Origin of the sequence: Enterobacter sp. 61D5 (assembly GCF_034107965.1) — a bacterium.
Lineage (GTDB): Bacteria > Pseudomonadota > Gammaproteobacteria > Enterobacterales > Enterobacteriaceae > Enterobacter > Enterobacter cloacae_M.
The window spans coordinates 39097-56952 of the sequence record NZ_JAWNFK010000020.1; the positions used below are offsets into that span (position 1 = coordinate 39097).

Genomic DNA, 17856 nt, shown 5'->3' on the forward strand with positions numbered 1-17856 from the left:
CAATTATCATCCTTGATAACACCTGGTAAACGCCTTTGCGTTGTATCAGCTCAAGGATTGTTCAACGTACTGGCGGGTAGTTACCAGGCGCAAGCCCGAACAGCATTAGAAATTATACTATCCCTTGAAGCTGAAAGAGTTACCGGACTCTCTAAACACATCACTTGAACCCTTAGCGATTCGTTCCGCGCTTCGTGCGGCGCTCAATGATTCTACACGTCGAGATGACGTTGCAGAAAATAAACAGGCGTAATGTTGGGAAGAGTTGGCGCGAGCGGCTATCACATGTTTTAACCTACCGCTCACGGAGCTAAATGGTTTGTATTGCTAGAAATCTAATAAATTGTACAAACATCATGGATCGTTAAACTTAAATGGTCGAAATGCCTTGGCACCACCCAGACGACAAGAAAGAGGATAGAGTCTGCCGAAAAGTTTCGGCTGGATTGCTATAAAGTTCATCAGTATTATTGCTGGCACAATCAGTGATTGAGAAACAACTTCTGAGTGATAAAGGACGATACGATATGAAAGTGACTGATGAGGCGTTGTTACGTTCAGGATTTACACCATCAGATTTGCAGAAGATAAAAAACAACGTTGAAAGCTACGGCGGAACCATGGGGGAAGCGATTCAGGATCTGGCTAATCGATTCAGGGTTGTTTTATGGATAACATCGGCATGTTTGATGGTTTTTATCCTTTTAGTGTTGTTTACTGCGAAAGAAACCGTCGTGGGTGGTGGGATATCAATTCTGATCGCAATAGTCATCGTTGCATTTATTCAGCCGCCAGTCCTTTCTTACAAATCCTGGCGGTTCTGGAGAAAATTCAGAGGCTAATAGTTCGATGTGTCAGTAGAAAGCAGGTCAAATATTACTTTAGCCTTAAGTCCATAACCTACTATTTTCATTGTTAATTTGGGACGGCTCATCGTGTCGACCTTGCGATAGAAATCACGGGGCATCCATTTAAAGAGCCTCCATGCCTCGGGTCTTCTGGCTAATCCAAAGATGCTATATACACTTGCAGTTAACGTAATAGCGTTATAAATCGCAAGTCCTGTTTCAGGCTTGAAACCCATAAACTGGGCCGCTTCCATAGTGCCATCAGCCACAAAGCCCTCTGTTTTGTATTGTTTCCCATATATTCCAGGAATGATTTCTTTTGACAGACCGTTAATGCCATCTGTTACAAGGATAGCCCCTGCCAGCATACCTAAAGGTGTCATCGTAGCGACCATCAACGCACCGCCAGCAATTGCCATTCCAGAAACCACAATATGAATAGCTGAAATCATGTAGCCGACGATTTTATTATTTTCCTTAACAAACTCGACCTTCGCATAAAGCTGTGCGGACTTGGTTTTTAACAGACGCTCTTGTTCAAGCAGGTTGTCCGTTTCAGCACGAAGATTTTTGATGCATACAATACATTCTTCATCGGTTTTAGCTCGTCGTGCTGTTTCAAATTCTTTATCTACAACCTGTTTTATCTCTTCGACAAACTTGATTCGTGTAAGACCATCTTGCAAATAGAATGCTGACAGCCGGTTTGCTGTTTCGACGAGTTTCCGGGCTTCCAGATTTACCATGGTATCTGACCATGTTCTGTTCCAGCCCCTGTTGAGCAGCGCGATATCCATTAAAGACTCCTTCCCAAAATGTGTCTGGTCATTTTACGTGCAATAAGGTCGAAGACAACAGGGAATGATTTCCCAACGTCTGATTTTAGCGGAACGAACACATAATCAAACCCTGAGACTCCACGCGGTAATTCTCTATATTTCATTGTCCGACTTTTCAAACATCCTGGAGTACGAGCGGGACCGCGAGCGCGTCACCACTGTAAACATGTAGATGCTGTTCTGATACGTGCAAAGCGTTTTCCAGTTCCCCGTCTGTACCTCCTGCGGGTTGGTCATAGTAATTTGTCCGGCAATAGCCTGGGCCGATATCTTCGATTACATTGAAGTGTTCTACAACCGGGCCCGGCGCCACAGTCACCTCGGCGGCGTCAGTCCGGAGGCCTTCGAACAGGCCTCATCGTGAGGACAGAATTTGTCTACGGGCGTGGGGTCAGTCCAAATGCTTCCTTATCCAGCATGGCTTCAGCAAGCCACTTCTTGAGACGAACGTTCTCTTCATCCAATGACTTAAGGCGTTTTATTTCAGTAGCTTCAATGCCACCGAACTTCTTACGTCAGGCGTAAAAGGTGGCGTCAGAAAAACACCCCGTCATGAGTATGTCCTTACGTTGCTAATGAAAACATTATTGACATCGTGTTGTGTTAATTAATGGAGAGAGAGCAATGTTTCAAATGTCTAAAAGTGTACGTATTAATTGTTGTAAACAATTTTGATGATATATAAATTATCCCCCGAAGTATTGGAGGGCCAGGGCAAATCTTTCTCTTTATATGATATTGAATTATACAGCATGAGATCTGTAGGGAATTCCGTTGCAAATCATCTGGGGTATATAACTTATTTAATATTAATAAATATCACGCTAGAAACGGTTCCTTCTAGTGTATTTGCATCAAGTGTAACTGCGGGTGATACAGGGTTTTCAATTTCTATTAACTGTACAACCCCAGCCAACGTCGCACTGAGTTTTACCGGAGATACTGTGGATGCAGAAAATGGCGTGTTTAAAAATACTTCAGAAATAACGGGGGGGCAGGTTGGAATATAGTTACTGGATAAGAACAATACCCCTGTCGAAATTGGCAAATCGACAAACATTGGTAGTGTAACTTGAGAGTATAATTATCCAATGACAGCGCGTTATTACCGACTCTCTAACAATGTACCTCCTGGTGAGGTTAACGCGATTGCTAACGTTTCTATAATATATAACTGACTTTTTTTAGCTATTGTCGACATTGACTGACGGGCCAAACGTAGATGGGGCAATGTTGACTGCTCATACTGTAACGTCACAAATATGATAGTGTAGACAGTTAAAGAAAGTCACGTTACGGACCTATTGACGCAACGATGAAGATAAAAAGAAATCCCAGAATTGAAGCCCTGGCTTCTTTTTATCTTCTCGGTTGTACTCATCGATAGATAAAATGAGAAGTAATATATCACTTATTGTTATTATTGTTGTTGGACACTCCTGTCTATAGAGCCAGTCAACAGGGCAATACCTCAGCACTTTTTTACTTTATTTCAATGCTTATCTTCTGCTTTTTTTATACAAATATCGGGATTTAATTATGCATAATGTTCTTATTAGAGATCATGACACTCTCTATATGAGTAGCTTAAAATTATTTTTGTCGGAGTTGTTTTTATCTCATTATCAGAGGGATATTCATTTCTTGCCGGTGTTTGATGTTGAAAACGTCAGTAAAGCAGATGTTATCATTATTGGGTTTGGGCCTGGGGAGTTTTATACCTGCACACCGGAGTTAAAATTTCGCAAAGAAAGCATTATCATCGGTATTGTTGACCATGAAAAAGAAACGCCAGGCGTCATTAAAACATGTACTCACGATATTGTATTTATCCGGCGAGATTTGTCTTTGAAAGACCTACAAAGAAAAATTATAAGCTTATTGAATCAATCTTATAAATACTCAGGAGTTGACGCGTGTAGAAGTTGCTGCGTTAATAAATGTAACGTGTTATCGCTTCAGCAGATGCGAATTATGTCTCGTCTGTCTCGCGGCCAGGCAATCTCTGATATAGCAAGAGAGTTAAGCATAAGCAATAAAACGGTTTATTCCCAAAAACATTTAGTGATGAATAAGTATCAGTTATCCAGTAACTTTGAGCTGCTTATGTTTCTGGAAAACTTGCAAGGTAAAAAAAGGATGGATAATTGATATTTAAAATTTTGATGTAAAAAAAGTATCGCAACGGGCCACTCCCTGCGTTCCATAGCACTCTTTCTTTATCCGCTCGCGTTTCAACAACTCGAAAAGCTTTCTGTAACCGCGTTATTGTGACCGTTACCGCGACGGCTTTTTTAATATGTTACGTTCGTCGGCAACCCATCACACATCTCCTGCAGCTCATTAAACATTCTTGCTACGTGGAAACCATCGCACACGGAATGATGGACCTGCACCGCCATAGGCAACAACACTTTTCCATCCTGTTCGTAGTATTTTCCAAACGTGAACATCGGGGAAAAGAAGTTCTTCATGTGCGCAATGTTCATCGTAAAGTTCGTAAACGTTACCCAGGGAATAGACGATACGAAAAAGACATTTTCTCGTGACTCTTCCTTAGGCCAGTAAGAAAGGTTATTGCCATATCGCGCAACGTCTTCCGCATAGGTGTTCTGGAAGTGCTGAATATTGCCGTCGAAGTGGCTCCACAATGACGAAAAGGTCTCTGTTTCAGGGTGGAAAATGGTATAGCTGGGATGAATTTCATTCCATATAACAAGCTCATTGTCCTTCATGGCCATACGGAATTCCGGATGCCGGTTCATGATTTTAGAGAGGAGGGAAATAATCGTCGGGTAAAACTTCCAGCCGACTTCTTTGATATGTTTTCGCAGCGCGGTAATGTCGATCAAAACCGTTTGGTTAATTGTACACTCAGCAAATGACTGGAATACTTCAAAATGCTCCTTCCTGGCCCAGCGAGATAGATCAACAGTTGTATAGGCCGGGGCTGTTTTTTTCATTGTTTAACCTTTGATTATCAATCGACTAAATGGTTTTAGGCCAGAAAAAGCCGCGCAACCATTTCAACCGTATCTAATCTTCCTGTCAATCTCAGGCTGTGGTTTTCCGAACAGGTATCCCTGGACGAGATCGCAGCCAAGCGCCTGAAGACGTTCAAGCTGCGCTTCGGTTTCAACACCTTCTGCAATGACCCTCATATTGAGGCTCTTCGCCATGCCGGTTATCAATTTAACGATATTAAGGGCATCATCCTGCGTGGATATCGGGTTCACGAAGGATTTGTCGATTTTAATTTTATCAAAATTCAGTTCACTCAGCCGTGAGAGCGACGAATAACCCGTCCCGAAATCATCGATTGAAATTCTTACACCCAGCGTTCTCAGCTTTTTGAGAATAGTGAGCGGCGTGTTGCTGTCGCTGAAGAGCGATGACTCCGTAACCTCTAATTCAAGACGGTTTGCCGGAAGTCCTGTCTCCTTCAGGATGGACTGTACCATTGCCGTAAAGGATTTCGTGCCCAGCTGAACGGGTGAGACGTTCACAGAGATCCTTGCCGGAACCGCCCAGGAAACCGCTTCCCGGCAGGCAAGCTCCAGCACGGTTTTGCCGATCTGATTGATCATCCCCGTTTTCTCCGCGACGGAAATAAAGTAATCGGGTGACAGTAGCCCCTTCACCGGGTGTATCCAGCGAATAAGCGCTTCATAGCCGTAAATTTCATTGCTGAATGAATCGACAATAGGCTGGTAATAAACAACGAATTCATGGTTATCGATGGCCAGTGCCATATCATGTTCAAGGGTTCTACTTTCCTGCAGCTTTTGCAGCATCCACTGACGGAAGACTTTTATCTGCTGTGAACCCTCTTTTTTGGCTTCGTAGAGCGCCAGATCGGCAAATTTATAAAGATAATCAGAGCGCCGTTCATTATCTGATAAAACAATACCCACACAGGTGGCGATTTTTATCAGCTGGTTATTAATCGTATAGGGCTGGCTGATATGCTCACTGATTTCTTTGGCCCGAGAAACCGCTGCTGCTTCAGTGAGGCCACTGGAAAGCAGGGCAAACTCGTCTCCGCCCAAACGGTAAAACGTATCAGTGGCGCTGCTCATTGAGGTGAGGCGTCTGGATACCTGATTCAACAGCAAATCTCCGGCATCATGGCCATAGGTATCGTTGACCTCTTTGAAGCGGTCTAGATCAAATAACATCACCGTGACGGGAATGTGGTTTTTATCTGCCTGAAGGTTAATTTTGTTGAGATCGTCCCAGAAGAAAAGGCGGTTTTTCATGCCGGTGAGGGAGTCATGATAAACATCATATTCCAGCTTTGAGTTCTGAATTTGCAGCGTTTCTTTTGATATCTGAAGCTCGTCAGCAAGGCTTTTAACCTGCATGTGCGCTTTGAGAATGTTTTTATTCTGGTAGATCATTAAGAAACCCAGAATAAAGCTTAATATCACCAGCAGTAATGAAAGCGCGGAGTAAATATAGTAAAGGATCTGTATTTTATGGTTGGATTCATTAACCGTGTTAATATCTTTCGTCAGTGCCGTGGCTGAAAGCTGGCTAAGCGGCGCATCAAGGTCATGCATATTTGTCAGGTATGCCTGTAGCTCTGGGTGGCTCATTTTTTCAAGATGGCTATCCAGATAGCTCAGTATTTTCTCTAAGCGCAAAGCAAGCTCCTGATGCGCTTTATCGCTGTCAATATAGCGACCTAAATCTCCCCCTTTCATTAAATCGCTCTGGCTTAGCATAATTTCGAGACGCATGCGGACTTGGTCTATCGTAACGTCATCGGTATCGGTTGCGTATAGACCAAGCCATGATTCAAAACGGTAATACTCTGATACCAGTTGTGCCACGGACCAGGACTCAGTGTATTGAGTCAGTTTTTGCAATTCCTGCTGTCGATCGTAAACAAGGAATGCAATATATCCTGTCGTGATAAAAAGAGAAAAAATGATACCAACCAGTATCCTGTTCATTATGTTCTCCTGAACGACTACTCAATCTTCATTTTGCTAACCTGCCATGCTGAACGCGAGTAATAAATCTGATTATTCAACTCAGGAAGACTGTCATAGGGGTATACAATGAATGATGGGCCTTTATCGCGGATGCGCATATATTCGCCATTGATCTTTAAGGCAAGTATGGCGTTGTATTTTTTAAAGTCGCTGAGAGGGATCACGGTAGAGTAATCATTGAGCGCAATAACATTAACGTTAGTTCCCTTCGCACCCACATAATCCATGAGTTTATTCATGGGAACACCCTCAAACTTCGTACGACCGTTATACCAGGGAGATGTCGTTTCAAAACTCACCACACCCAGTTTTTCAAGGTTGGCGAGATCAAACACTGCTTTTCCATTTTCATTGGTATTTTCTATATTACCGTAAATCGTTAAAATGGGTTTACCAACTGGTTTTGGCAGTTCGCCAGCCCAGGTTACACTTTGTACGAGACAGCATAACAGCAGTAGGGTTAATCGCATTTTGGCCTCCACTTTTTAACAGAAGTATAAGAATTATAATTTAGATATCACACTAGTTTATATATTTTGTTGAGAACTAATGGGTTTTAGAATTTTTACTGATTTTATTGCAATGAAATCAATGGTTTGGTGATTTTTGTTGAGAGGGGGTAAGACAGTCTGATGACGCTTAACTTTTTGAGAAAAGCTAAAGTTGCTTGCATAAGCTCTCTTGTGTTTAAAAAACGATCGCTTTTATTGATTGTAATCATCTTACACCACTGATTTTACCCGTGATGAAACGGCGAGCGTGCAACCGCTCAGCATCGGCTCTTCGCGTGTATCGCCCTCCTGGAAGTGGCGCGGACGGCGCTGTGCACAATTCGTCCAACTCACGTGAAAAGCCACTGGTTACGCAGCTCCCGACGGGATGAATACTATCCTGCCGGTTTGCGCGGGCAGCACGCCTGCTAAAAACATTAACGCCTGCAGAATGAGCTTTTTCTTATGCCATGGCAGAAAATGTAAATAATGAAGAGAAGGGGTTGTGAGATATTATCGATGAGATCGTCAGTTTACGGTTTCAATCTGTGTCTGAATAATTGCCTGATTTTTGGACGCTTCTTCCACTGAGAAGCGTCCACTTTTTTCTGCCAGCAAAATGATATATATCCGGCATGTTAAAAATAGCGTTTATTCACTTTTTTGACGCAGGAGTCCTCTGTGCTATATGTAAACCGACTAAAATAGCGATCATTGTTCCCATATAGAATTGCCCCATCACCGCTTCAAGCATCGCCAGATTTCGTGCAAAAGGATGTATTGCCAGAATATCTCCATAGCCAAGGGTGGTTAGCGTGGTCAGGCTGAAGTAAAGCATCGTTTCAATTGAGTTATCGTCCGATATTCCTGTATATGCATCTGGAATGAATCCCACCAGTAAACAGTCCAGCAGCGCAAACAAAAGTGAGATATTCAGATAGATAACCATGGCGCCGCGAATGCGATGAAGCGTCACAACACCCTCATCGAAAACCTGTTTCGCCACAATTCAGCTCACGTTGAGACAGAAAAAAATCCCTGACAGGAGAACCAGTACCCCTGTGGTTTTGTGCGTGGTCGTTGTTGACCCGACGGCCAACCCGACAAGACAAAAAGAAAAACTGAGGATAGCCAGATACCTTTTTATATCCTTCGTAACAATGAATACCGAAATCAAGGCCATTGCTGAGAACAACGCATTGTTTAGCCAGTGATAGTTTTTATGTTCGCTCTCCGTAACGGGTGAAATGATAAAAATGGTTAAAACCTGCAGTATTAGAAGAATGGTGAGACAAACATCCTTATAATCGCTTTTCTTTTCAATAAGACATTGAAAGTCACTCATTTTCATGATGTTAACCTGAATTTAGCGTTTTTATATATGTCACATCCGGAATGTGAATCAGCCGGGAAACGGCTTGCGGCTTATTACGTTACTTGCCCGATGGTTTCAAAGCAGAAAGCCCGTCAGCCATGTTCTGTCAGGATGATTCTCAGGTAATTGTTCAAGGATATGAATTAACGTATTCTGGCTGTCCTGTCCGCTGTTGATAAACCTAAAGAAATTGCTGTCACATTTGCTTTTTTGATATTGCATTTTATAGAACTCTTTTTTTCTTAAAAAAGTACGTTCTAACCAGCTGAACTTTTTTATTTCCCTTTCAAGGTATTTCATTTCGGAAATTGAAAGGAATATTTTCTTGTACAGAATATCCCGACTGCCCAGCGAGTATGATTTACTGTCCATCAGATTTTCTCTGTTTTTTGATACTCACGTCCTTGTGCTGAATAAATATCAGTGCCCTACAGACGCGGCATCCACCACGCGTGAAGGTTTAGGCGCTAATGCAATTGCAAATGCAGCGATAAAAAATATCACGCCGATCGACATCATCAGATTATTGGTTGACAGCATCATGCTCTGGCTGTTTACCATCTTGTCAAAAAGCTCGCGCGCAAATTGTCCACCTTGCTGAGGGGCCGAACTAATGTAGTGCGAGAGATCGCCAGTAGGGTCGACGACGGACGCCAGTTTGTCATGTGCTATATAGCGCTGGTCCTGCCATGACGTCGTCACGAGCGATGTGGCAAACGCACCCGATAACGTTCGAACAAAGTTCATTAGCCCCGCGGCTGAAGCCATTTCCGTTTCATCTACAGAGCCCATTGCAAGCCCCGTAATCGGGACATAGTACAGCGGCATGCCAACGCCCATGAATAACAAAGGTACGCAGATGGACCAGTAGTCCATATCGGTCGTCGCATAGGATCGCCAGAAGGTGTCGAGACCCAGCCAGGCGCAGCCAAAGAAGATAAGAATGCGCGGATCGATTTTGTTAGAAAGGTTAGCGGCAACCGGAGAAAATACCACCTGCAGAAGTCCGCCCCAGGCCACCACAATCCCTGCCCATGTTGTTGTATACCCTAAGTTATATTGTAGCCACAAAGGCGTGAGGACATTCAGACCAAAAAAACATCCAAACGCGAGTGCGAGCACAAACATGCTGGCCGAAAAACCGCGATGGCGAAACACTCTGATATCGACGATCGGATGTTCAGCGGTCAGCTCCCAGATGCAGAAACTTAAGAAGCCGATACAGGCAATAATCGCCAGAACGCAAATTTCTTCTGAGGCAAACCAGTCAAGGTCTTTCCCTTCATCGAGCATGATCTGCAGGGCACCCACCCAGATCACCAATAAAATAAACCCAACGATATCAATAGAGTTATTAACCAGCGTATCTTCGAAGATTTTCAGTACTGACCACGCCACGACTGAAAAAGCGATTGCCATCGGGACGTTGATGATAAACACCCACGACCAGCTGTAATGATCGCAAATCCAGCCACCCAGCACCGGGCCTATTACGGGCGCGAGCAATGTTGTCATCGCCCATAATCCCGTCGCCTGCATGGATTTTTCTTTCGGGAAAATACGCAGCAGTAACGTTTGCGATAAGGCCATCAGGGGGCCTCCCGCCATGCCCTGAAAAACCCTCATCAGCAGCAGCATTCCCAGCGAAGTGGAAAGGCCGCAAAGCAAAGAGAAAATACCGAACATGAACACGGAAACGGAGAAAACGCGCACGCCGCCGAACCGTGTGGTTAACCATCCTGATAGCGGTACCGTAATGGCTTCAGCCACAGCATAGGCCGTGATGATCCACGTGCCCTGGCTGGTCCCTGCGCCCAGGGCACCAGCCATGTTGGGTTGAGTGACGTTTGCAATGGTCATGTTGAGCACGGCTAAAAAGTTAGCCATTGCAAGTACCAGGGCACCAATCCATAACATACCGCCTTTCAGCGAAGGCGGCTGATTATCGATAACTAATGTAGACATGGCCTGGTTTCCGTTATTCACTTTTTAAGTTAACTGTCGCTTTCATGGACAGACCAACCCGCAACGGATGCGCCGCAAGCTCATCAGCATTGAGTTTGATGCGCACCGGCAAACGCTGAACAACCTTTATCCAGTTACCCGTTGCGTTCTGCGCCGGAATAATTGAAAACGCTGCGCCGGTGCCGCCATCAAAGCCTTCTACCGTTCCATGGAAAGGCACGCTATCGCCATACAGATCGCTCACCAGTTCTACCTTTTGTCCCACTTTCACATGCTGGAGCTGAACTTCCTTGAAGTTGGCATTGACGTGAATTTGCTGCACCGGCACTACGGACAATAACGGTGTGGAAGGCTGGACGCGTTGTCCAAGCTCGACCTGGCGACGAGCAACCACGCCATCGACTGGCGAACGGATCACGGTTCTTTCCAGATCCAGCCTGGCCTGATCGCGCTTGGCTCTGGCGAGAGCGACTTCCGGGTTGGTTTCGGTATTTGCATCCTCAATCATCACGGCATTCGCCTGTCTTGCGCCCACAGCCGCCTGTCTTGCTGCATCTGCTTGCGCCACGGCGGCTTTAGCGGCATTCAGGTTTGCCAGTGCGGAAGCGTAAACGTTTTGAATACGCGTCAGCTCGTCGCCTGAAATCGCGCCCGTCTGCATTAACGCTTCGCGTCGCTTGAGGTCAACCGTCGCGCGCTGGAAGTCAGCGTTTGCGGCATCAACCTGGGCCAGCAGACGTTTTTGCTCTTTTTCATTTGCCACAACTTCTGCGCCGAGTTTTGTGTCGGTGGCCTTATATCCATTTACCCGCCGAATGGCCAGGTTCAGGTTTGCTTCCGCCTGATTAAGCGCTAACTCTGCGTCAGTAGGATCCAGCTGGATCAGAACATCGCCTTTTTTTACCACCTGAGAATCCGTGACCAGGATGGCATTTACCGTACCGGTGATCGCGGAAGAGAGCTGAGCGGACTCGACATCGGTATAGGCGTTATCGGTTTCAACATATCGGGAACCCACTAATTCCCAGTATGCGAACGAGCCTGCGCCAGCCAGCGCGATGCTTAATGCGAGATAAGAGAATAAACGTTTTCTTTTTTTCTTCTTGATATCGGATGATTCAATATTTTGATTTTCAATAGCTGCAGAATGACTCATTTTATTTCCTTTCTTTCCACTATTTAGTAATTAACCTGGTGTTAAAAAATCACTGTTTGTTAGAGGTATATCCGCCGCCTAATGCGCGCGCTAATGCGACGTCAATCGTAAAGGCGCGAGAATTTACATCGGCTAATTTTCGGCGGGCCGCAACCAGCTCATCTTCCGAGGACAAGACGTCCAGATAATCAGCGACCTTTCCTTCATACCTTTGTTTGGTGAGGGAATACGCCTTTTCTGCCGACGTGACTGCGCCCTGAGAATAAAGCATCTCGTCTTTAAGAGAGGCTCTGCTGGTGAGCGCATCGCTCACTTCCCGAAGTGCATTCGTTAACGTGTCGTTATAAACCTGCACTGCAATGTCATATTCACCGCTGGCGTATTTCAAATCACCCTGGAGCTTCTGCGTATTAAATATTGGCAACGATATGGCCGGGCCAAAGCTGCCAATTGCTGAGCCACTCCGGGTAAGGTTGTTAATACCCAATGACTGGAACCCGGCAAAGGCAACCAGATTAACGCTTGGGTAAAAACCGGCTTTTTTCTGTTTGATTTGCTCTGCTGCCGCCTCGGCGCGTAAACGTGCCGCGACAATATCAGGACGTCGACCAATCAGATCCAACGCAATATTCGGAGGAAGTTCCTCATGCGCTAAAAGCGTTGCCTTAGGCGCGGTGATTGCCAGCGATCTGTCAGGCCCATCGCCGATCAGTGCAGCGAGCTCATGTTTTTTGATCGCAATAGCTTCATCTATTGCCACCAGGTTTGCTTTTGCGTTGAGTTGACGCGTCTCGACCTGTTGAAGGCTGGATAAATCTTCAAGCCCCGCGTCATGTCGTTGCTGGAATAACGCGAGCGTACTGGTTCGTATAGTGAGGGTGTCGTTAAGCGTTTCGCGAACGGTGTATAAATGCGCCAGCTCCGCGTAAACGGTAACAATAGAAGAAGAGAGCACCAATCTTGTTTGTGCTTCTTCCGCCACCGCCGCCATTTCACCAGACGTCGCAGCCGCGAGCGCGGCGCGGTTTTTACCCCAAAAATCAATTTCCCAGCTCATATCAAGCGTGGTGCGCCCATAGCTGTTCCAGTTTTGAGGCGTTGCGCTTTCAGGCGTCACATAGTTGTAACTCATTTTGTCCCGCATAAAGCTGGCGTTTGCGGTGACCTCAGGGAAAAGCGATCCGCTCGCGCTTTGCGTCATCGCCTGGGCCTGCTTCACGCGGGCTTCGGCGATGTTAAGCGTGGGGGAATTTTTAAGCGCGTCATCAATCAGCCCGTTGAGCTGCTCGTCACCGTATTTCTTCCACCAGTAATCTTTCGGCCACTGGCCGTTCTGAGGCGGGAAACTTTGATCGCTTTTAAGTTGTGTGACCGTCTTCATAGGCGGTGGGGTGCCAGGATCGGGGATCATGGCGCATCCGCTCATACTGATGGCGGAAATGACAACACAGCTCATCACTATCCTGGACCGGGTTAAACCGGAAATGCGACACCTCGGAAGTGTCTCCTGAAAACCTTTCATCAGTACGCTCATCATGCTGTTCATAGAGTAGTTCAAATGAAGTACCGTACAGTACGGTACACTTTATATCTTGACTTATGAGCGCCGTCAAATGAAAATGTACTGGTCAGTACGATTACGAACCCTACTATCTGACGTGATTCCGAAATCAGAGAACAAAAAGTGTTGGCCCCGGCCAGGCACCTAAACTAACGAGGAAACATATGGATAAAAGAGCGCTTAAACGGCAACAGATTCTGGAAGTCGCATCCGGACTGTTTCGACAAAAGGGATTTGATGCCACGTCTATCTCAGAGATTAACGCGATTGTTGGTGGCTCAAAATCGACAATTTACAGTCACTTTTCTTCGAAAGAAGAGCTATTTGTCGAATGCATGTCTTCAGAAACTGAACAGTATATAAAGAGCATGACTATTGAAACTGCGGGGCAGGTGCGCCTTTTCAGAAAATCACCACAGCTGGTCATCGAGCAATTTGCCGTTGCCTTTTTACGCTATATTTGCTCTCCGGATATTGTGGATTTGCAAAGATTAATGATTTCCGAGGCCGGAAGATCGGGTATCGGAGAATTATATTATGCGCGAATGCAAAAATTGCGTTCAAATGTTTCGGCGCTTTTTACCGATTTAATGAATCAAAATATTTTAAGAAAAGACGATCCTGTGCTGGCGGCTGAGTATTTTCGTTCTCTTCTCCAGGCCGACATACTGGAACCCTTGCTTTTAAAAGCAAGGAAGGATCAGCCTGACGAAAGTGAAATCGTCATGAAAGCACAGGCCTCCGTTAATGCGTTTATGAAACTGTATGGTCCTGAAAAAATTGAGGATGTAGCAAAGACATCTTTCTAAAATACAGTAAGCGTTCTTTCACCCTATTATTAGGGTGATTTTTCTTTTAGGAATATTTATTTTCAATTGTCATTGGATGACTTTGCCAACGGCCTTCTTGTAAATAAAATTTCGTGGATACTTATGTGTATAAAGTTTACTCTCTTAAAAGATCGTGAAGCTGTAATTAAGTCTCTTACTCACTGGATTGACTCGAATTTATACCGGCCCATTACCGTTTTAGATGTGGCGCGGAAATCCGGTTATTCATTGGCTTACATTCAGCGGAACTTTCGCCAGGAGTGTGGCATAAGTATAGGTCTCTATATCCGAAGCCGGAAACTTGAAAAAGCCGCGCATATGCTCAGACATACGCAGCTCTCTGTTTCAGATATATTCTCGATGTTAGGATACGAGGAGCCGTCAACGTTCAGCAGAGCGTTCTCGAATCAATATGGGCTCTCCCCAACCAAATACCGCGAGCTGGCTAAAAAAAGTCACTACATGAATGGATTGTCGATGTTGATTACTGAGGTAACACGCGAATAAAGCGATAATCCGCTAACCCGCCTCCAGCATCCCAAAGCTCACAATCCGCGCGCGGCCCAACTCTTTCGCCCGGTACAAGGCCACATCCGCGGCGCGCAGCAGGTTGTCAGTCTGGGCATGTTGCGGGTAGCTGGCAATGCCAATCGACACGTCCACCGGCCCAATCTCGGTCAGCCCGTAGCGAATCGACAGCTCATGTACGCCGGTGTAAATCTTCTGCGCGCAGGCGTACGCCTCTGGTTCATCGGCACCTGGAAGCAGCACCAGAAACTCCTCGCCCCCGTAGCGGAATGCGAGTCCGTTGTCATGGGCAGCCCGCTGGACAATTGACGCCACGCTTTTAATCACCCGATCGCCCGCTTCATGGCCGAAGCGGTCATTGATGCTCTTGAAGTGATCGATGTCGATCATCATGCAGCTTAACGGCTCGCCGGTACGCATCGCCTGTGCCGTTTGGGTTTGCAGGGTATTTTCCAGATGATGACGATTACGCAGGCCCGTGAGCGGGTCGAACAAGGCTTTTTCCAGCAACGCGTCGCGCAGCCGTTGGTTGGCCAGCGCCAGCCCGAGCGCCTCGGCCATCAGTTCCAGAAACGCGCGGGAAGGGGCATTATCCGCCGTAATATTCTGGAAGGAGAGCAGGCCAATGGCCTCGCCCTGGGCGATAAGCGGCACGCACAGGGAACTTTCCGCCTGTGATGCCGGAAGATGATAGCAGGCGATATCCGGCTCACCGTTTACCGGCGGGTGGCTCTGCCCGCGGCGCACGGCCCAGCACTCATCCGGATGGAAGCTCGTCTCTTCACCAACCGGTGAAAGCCATTGCGCGACGCAGCGCATCTGCCACGGATCGCGGTCAAGGACGTAAAGTCGGCCCGCAATCCCCGGCGCGATATTAGGCGCAAACAGCTCCGCCACGTTAATCACATCGTTAAAGTTCTCACACCCCTGCAGCCGCTGGGTCATGCGCGCCAGCAGCTCGCGGATGGCCCAGTCGGCATCGCGCTCTCTTTCCAGACGTTGTCGCGCAAGGCCGTTTTCACGGAAGATGCGGATGGCCTGGGCCATATCGCCAATTTCATCAATCTGGTTGAAATTGGGCGTTTCAACCGCGTAATCCTGCGATGCCAGACGGTGTACCACGTCGCTCAGGCGCACCACGGGGCGCAGCACGCGGCGCTTCAATATAAAGCCGAGAACAAACAGGAACAGCAGGGCGGTCAGGCCGACCATAAGCTCAGAGGCCGTACGCAGCGCTTTCGATTTTTTTGTCGCCTCCTGAACGGAGACGATGACGCGCTTGTCGAGTATCTGGCGGAAGTGATCGATCTGGTTTTGTGCGCGCTCAAGCTCCTGCTCATAGGGCGCACCGTAGAGTAGCGCAACGGCCTGCGCATCTTCTCCCTGCGCCGCGCTCGTTAGTGCCATCTGCTGCTCGTCCTGCAGTTCATCAATGATTTTTATGCCTTCGCGCAGCAGGGACAGCTCATCATCCGATGCACCGTTGTCCCGTAGCTTTTCAAGCCGGAGTTCAACGCGCTTCAGGTTGTTCTCTGACTGGCTATATTCCTTCAACGTTTGCGGATCTTTTTTGATGACGTAGAGGCGTGCTAAATTCGACTGCACCCAGGCATCGGTTTCGATATCTTCCGTAAGCTCATCAAAACGCTGGCGTTGTTCAACGGCCTGACGTTCAGCAGTGTCAGCACTTGACGCCATCAGCATGATGACGCCTGAGGCGATGGTCAGGCAGACTGTGGCACCATAGGCCCAGTTTGTTATCGTCGCGATTCGCACCAGATGATCCTTTTACGACATGAGTAGGATGGCGTTCTTCAAATTATAGAAAACGTCTGATTTAAGGCGAAAAAAAGGCGGCACAGCGCCGCCTGGTGTGGTCTTTATCGTCACATCCTCACAATTCTGGAGGGTTTTTTCCTTCTTCGATGAAATCCGCGTCCAGCTCTTCGGCGTTACCTGCATGATCTCGCCCTGAAAAGAGGTTCCAGCAGGCGATAAACAGCGCGGCGATGAGCGGCCCAATCACAAAGCCGTTAATGCCGTACAGCTCCATGCCGCCAAGGGTGGAGATCAAAATCAGGTAGTCCGGCATTTTGGTGTCTTTCCCCACCAGCAGCGGGCGCAGGATGTTGTCCACCAGCCCGACGATAATCACGAAGAAGCCGACAATAAACAGTCCTTGCCAAAGCTGGTGGGTGGCGAACAGGAAGATGGCGGCGGGCACCCAGACAATCGCCGAGCCGATGGCGGGTACCAGCGAGAGGAAGGCCATCAGCGCGCCCCAGAGCACGCTGCCGTCAATACCGGCAATAGCAAACGCAACCCCGCCGAGTATGCCCTGAACCACTGCCACCGCCGCCGTTCCTTTTACCGTGGCTCGCGATACGCCGACGAATTTGGCGAACAGGTGCTGCTTGGCGAAATCAGACAGCGGCAGGGAGTCGAGGATCTGGCGCACCAGATACGGGCCGTCTTTCAGCAGGAAGAACAGCAGATAAAGCATGATGCCGAAGCTTATCGCAAAGCCAAACGTGCCCTTGCCAATCAGAAACGCGCTGCCGGCGAGATACTGCCCGCCCTGCAGGGCGACATCAGAGAGTTTTTTCTGGATCTGCGCGGCGTTGGTCAGGTTGTGATCCGCCAGGAAGCCGCTGGCCCAGTCAGGCAGATGGTTGAAGATGCTTGCCACCACTTCCGGGAACTGGGTGTTGTTCTCCTGAAGCTTCGTGTAAACCACGTTCAGCTCAATGGCGAGCGAGGAGAGGATCACCATCAGCGGAATAAAGACGATCAGGCAGATAATGCCAATGGTCAACAGCGAGGCCAGCCCGTTGCGATCCCCCAGCGCGGCGCGCAGCCTGTTTTTTACCGGGTTGAAGATGACGGTCAGAATAGCGGCCCACAGTATCGCGGAGAAGTAGGGCGACAGCACGTCGAAGAAGGCCCAGGTTACGAGGGCGAGAATAAAGATAAAGAAACCTTTGGTCAGTCCGTTAAAGCGCATTAGTCAGTCCTGGTTACTAATAAACTGTCTCGACTATAGAACTGATTGTGAGAATTACCAACCTTGCGCCGGGTGGCGGGCAGTGTTGCGGTATGAATCCACGCTTTACGGATACCACTTTCGACTGACCGAAGATCGCCTCTTCCTGCACCATGCTGTCAGTATCTGCTTGCGGAGGTGCTTATGGCCTGGCGTCCAATTCTCTATGTGATCCTCACCACCCACCCCAGACTTAGCGCGAGGCGTGCCCGTTTGCGTC

17 protein-coding genes and 3 pseudogenes are annotated in these 17856 nt (G+C 47.3%); 5 read left to right on the forward strand and 15 right to left on the reverse strand.

Features of this window, described 5'->3' with window-relative positions; all coding sequences use genetic code 11:
- Positions 1-527 precede the first annotated feature (527 nt).
- Complete coding sequence (locus UTM25_RS18010) at positions 528-842, forward strand: hypothetical protein (RefSeq protein ID WP_194399654.1); 315 nt, start codon at positions 528-530, stop codon at positions 840-842.
- On the opposite strand, the gene UTM25_RS18015 is transcribed toward UTM25_RS18010, so the two are convergent.
- Complete coding sequence (locus UTM25_RS18015) at positions 839-1645, reverse strand: DUF4225 domain-containing protein (protein ID WP_194399655.1); 807 nt, start codon at positions 1643-1645, stop codon at positions 839-841. The genes UTM25_RS18010 and UTM25_RS18015 overlap by 4 nt on opposite strands.
- A gap of 295 nt (positions 1646-1940) precedes the next feature.
- On the opposite strand from UTM25_RS18015, the pseudogene UTM25_RS18020 reads away from it, so the two are divergent.
- A pseudogene (locus UTM25_RS18020) lies at positions 1941-2051 on the forward strand (IS3 family transposase); the annotation flags it as partial.
- Positions 2052-2088: 37 nt separating this feature from the next.
- Here UTM25_RS18020 and UTM25_RS18025 read toward each other — a convergent pair.
- Together UTM25_RS18025 and UTM25_RS18030 are read right to left on the reverse strand one after the other, a co-directional pair.
- Positions 2089-2229 (reverse strand): annotated as a pseudogene (locus tag UTM25_RS18025) (transposase); the annotation flags it as partial.
- A gap of 257 nt (positions 2230-2486) precedes the next feature.
- On the reverse strand, positions 2487-2747 hold the full coding sequence (locus UTM25_RS18030; protein WP_320715140.1) for a hypothetical protein: 261 nt from the start codon (positions 2745-2747) through the stop codon (positions 2487-2489).
- A gap of 479 nt (positions 2748-3226) precedes the next feature.
- Here UTM25_RS18030 and UTM25_RS18035 point away from each other — a divergent pair, with 479 nt between their 5' ends.
- Positions 3227-3838, forward strand: a complete 612-nt coding sequence (locus tag UTM25_RS18035; protein WP_194399656.1) for a helix-turn-helix transcriptional regulator — start codon at positions 3227-3229, stop codon at positions 3836-3838.
- A gap of 21 nt (positions 3839-3859) precedes the next feature.
- Here the strand turns inward: UTM25_RS18035 and UTM25_RS18040 are convergent.
- The 10 genes and pseudogenes from UTM25_RS18040 to UTM25_RS18085 form a co-directional block, all read right to left on the reverse strand.
- Positions 3860-3978, reverse strand: a pseudogene (locus tag UTM25_RS18040) (IS3 family transposase); the annotation flags it as partial.
- A gap of 3 nt (positions 3979-3981) precedes the next feature.
- Positions 3982-4650 (reverse strand): type A chloramphenicol O-acetyltransferase, encoded by a 669-nt coding sequence (gene catA / locus UTM25_RS18045; RefSeq protein WP_194399657.1) that lies wholly within the window; start codon positions 4648-4650, stop codon positions 3982-3984.
- Positions 4651-4713: 63 nt separating this feature from the next.
- Positions 4714-6645 carry a putative bifunctional diguanylate cyclase/phosphodiesterase gene (locus UTM25_RS18050; protein ID WP_194399658.1) on the reverse strand — a complete coding sequence of 644 codons (1932 nt, stop codon included), beginning with the start codon at positions 6643-6645 and terminating at the stop codon, positions 4714-4716.
- Between the two features lie 17 nt (positions 6646-6662).
- The gene (locus UTM25_RS18055) at positions 6663-7157 is read right to left on the reverse strand and encodes a molybdopterin-dependent oxidoreductase (RefSeq protein WP_194399659.1); all 495 of its coding nucleotides are present in this window, start codon (positions 7155-7157) and stop codon (positions 6663-6665) included.
- 676 nt (positions 7158-7833) lie between these two features.
- Positions 7834-8184, reverse strand: a complete 351-nt coding sequence (locus UTM25_RS18060) for a potassium channel family protein (protein WP_194399660.1) — start codon at positions 8182-8184, stop codon at positions 7834-7836.
- 3 nt (positions 8185-8187) lie between these two features.
- Entirely contained in the window at positions 8188-8529 is a 342-nt protein-coding gene (locus tag UTM25_RS18065) for a hypothetical protein (RefSeq protein ID WP_194399661.1), read from the reverse strand.
- A gap of 99 nt (positions 8530-8628) precedes the next feature.
- On the reverse strand, positions 8629-8925 hold the full coding sequence (locus UTM25_RS18070) for a hypothetical protein (RefSeq protein WP_194399662.1): 297 nt from the start codon (positions 8923-8925) through the stop codon (positions 8629-8631).
- Between the two features lie 48 nt (positions 8926-8973).
- Positions 8974-10518, reverse strand: a complete 1545-nt coding sequence (locus UTM25_RS18075) for a DHA2 family efflux MFS transporter permease subunit (RefSeq protein WP_233469375.1) — start codon at positions 10516-10518, stop codon at positions 8974-8976.
- Between the two features lie 13 nt (positions 10519-10531).
- The gene (locus UTM25_RS18080) at positions 10532-11674 is read right to left on the reverse strand and encodes an HlyD family efflux transporter periplasmic adaptor subunit (RefSeq protein ID WP_047742741.1); all 1143 of its coding nucleotides are present in this window, start codon (positions 11672-11674) and stop codon (positions 10532-10534) included.
- 49 nt (positions 11675-11723) lie between these two features.
- Positions 11724-13130, reverse strand: coding sequence for an efflux transporter outer membrane subunit (locus UTM25_RS18085; protein ID WP_194399663.1), 1407 nt, complete (start codon positions 13128-13130; stop codon positions 11724-11726).
- A 269-nt stretch (positions 13131-13399) separates the two neighbouring features.
- Between UTM25_RS18085 and UTM25_RS18090 the strand changes: the two genes are divergently transcribed.
- Together UTM25_RS18090 and UTM25_RS18095 are read left to right on the forward strand one after the other, a co-directional pair.
- Positions 13400-14044 (forward strand): TetR/AcrR family transcriptional regulator, encoded by a 645-nt coding sequence (locus UTM25_RS18090; protein WP_001547746.1) that lies wholly within the window; start codon positions 13400-13402, stop codon positions 14042-14044.
- Between the two features lie 123 nt (positions 14045-14167).
- Positions 14168-14572: a helix-turn-helix domain-containing protein gene (locus UTM25_RS18095; RefSeq protein ID WP_194399664.1), complete on the forward strand. Its 405-nt coding sequence runs from the start codon at positions 14168-14170 to the stop codon at positions 14570-14572.
- Between the two features lie 12 nt (positions 14573-14584).
- Here the strand turns inward: UTM25_RS18095 and UTM25_RS18100 are convergent, their stop codons facing one another.
- Entirely contained in the window at positions 14585-16369 is a 1785-nt protein-coding gene (locus UTM25_RS18100; RefSeq protein ID WP_194399665.1) for a diguanylate cyclase, read from the reverse strand.
- Between the two features lie 118 nt (positions 16370-16487).
- Entirely contained in the window at positions 16488-17597 is a 1110-nt protein-coding gene (locus tag UTM25_RS18105) for an AI-2E family transporter (protein WP_194399666.1), read from the reverse strand.
- Positions 17598-17856 lie beyond the last annotated feature (259 nt).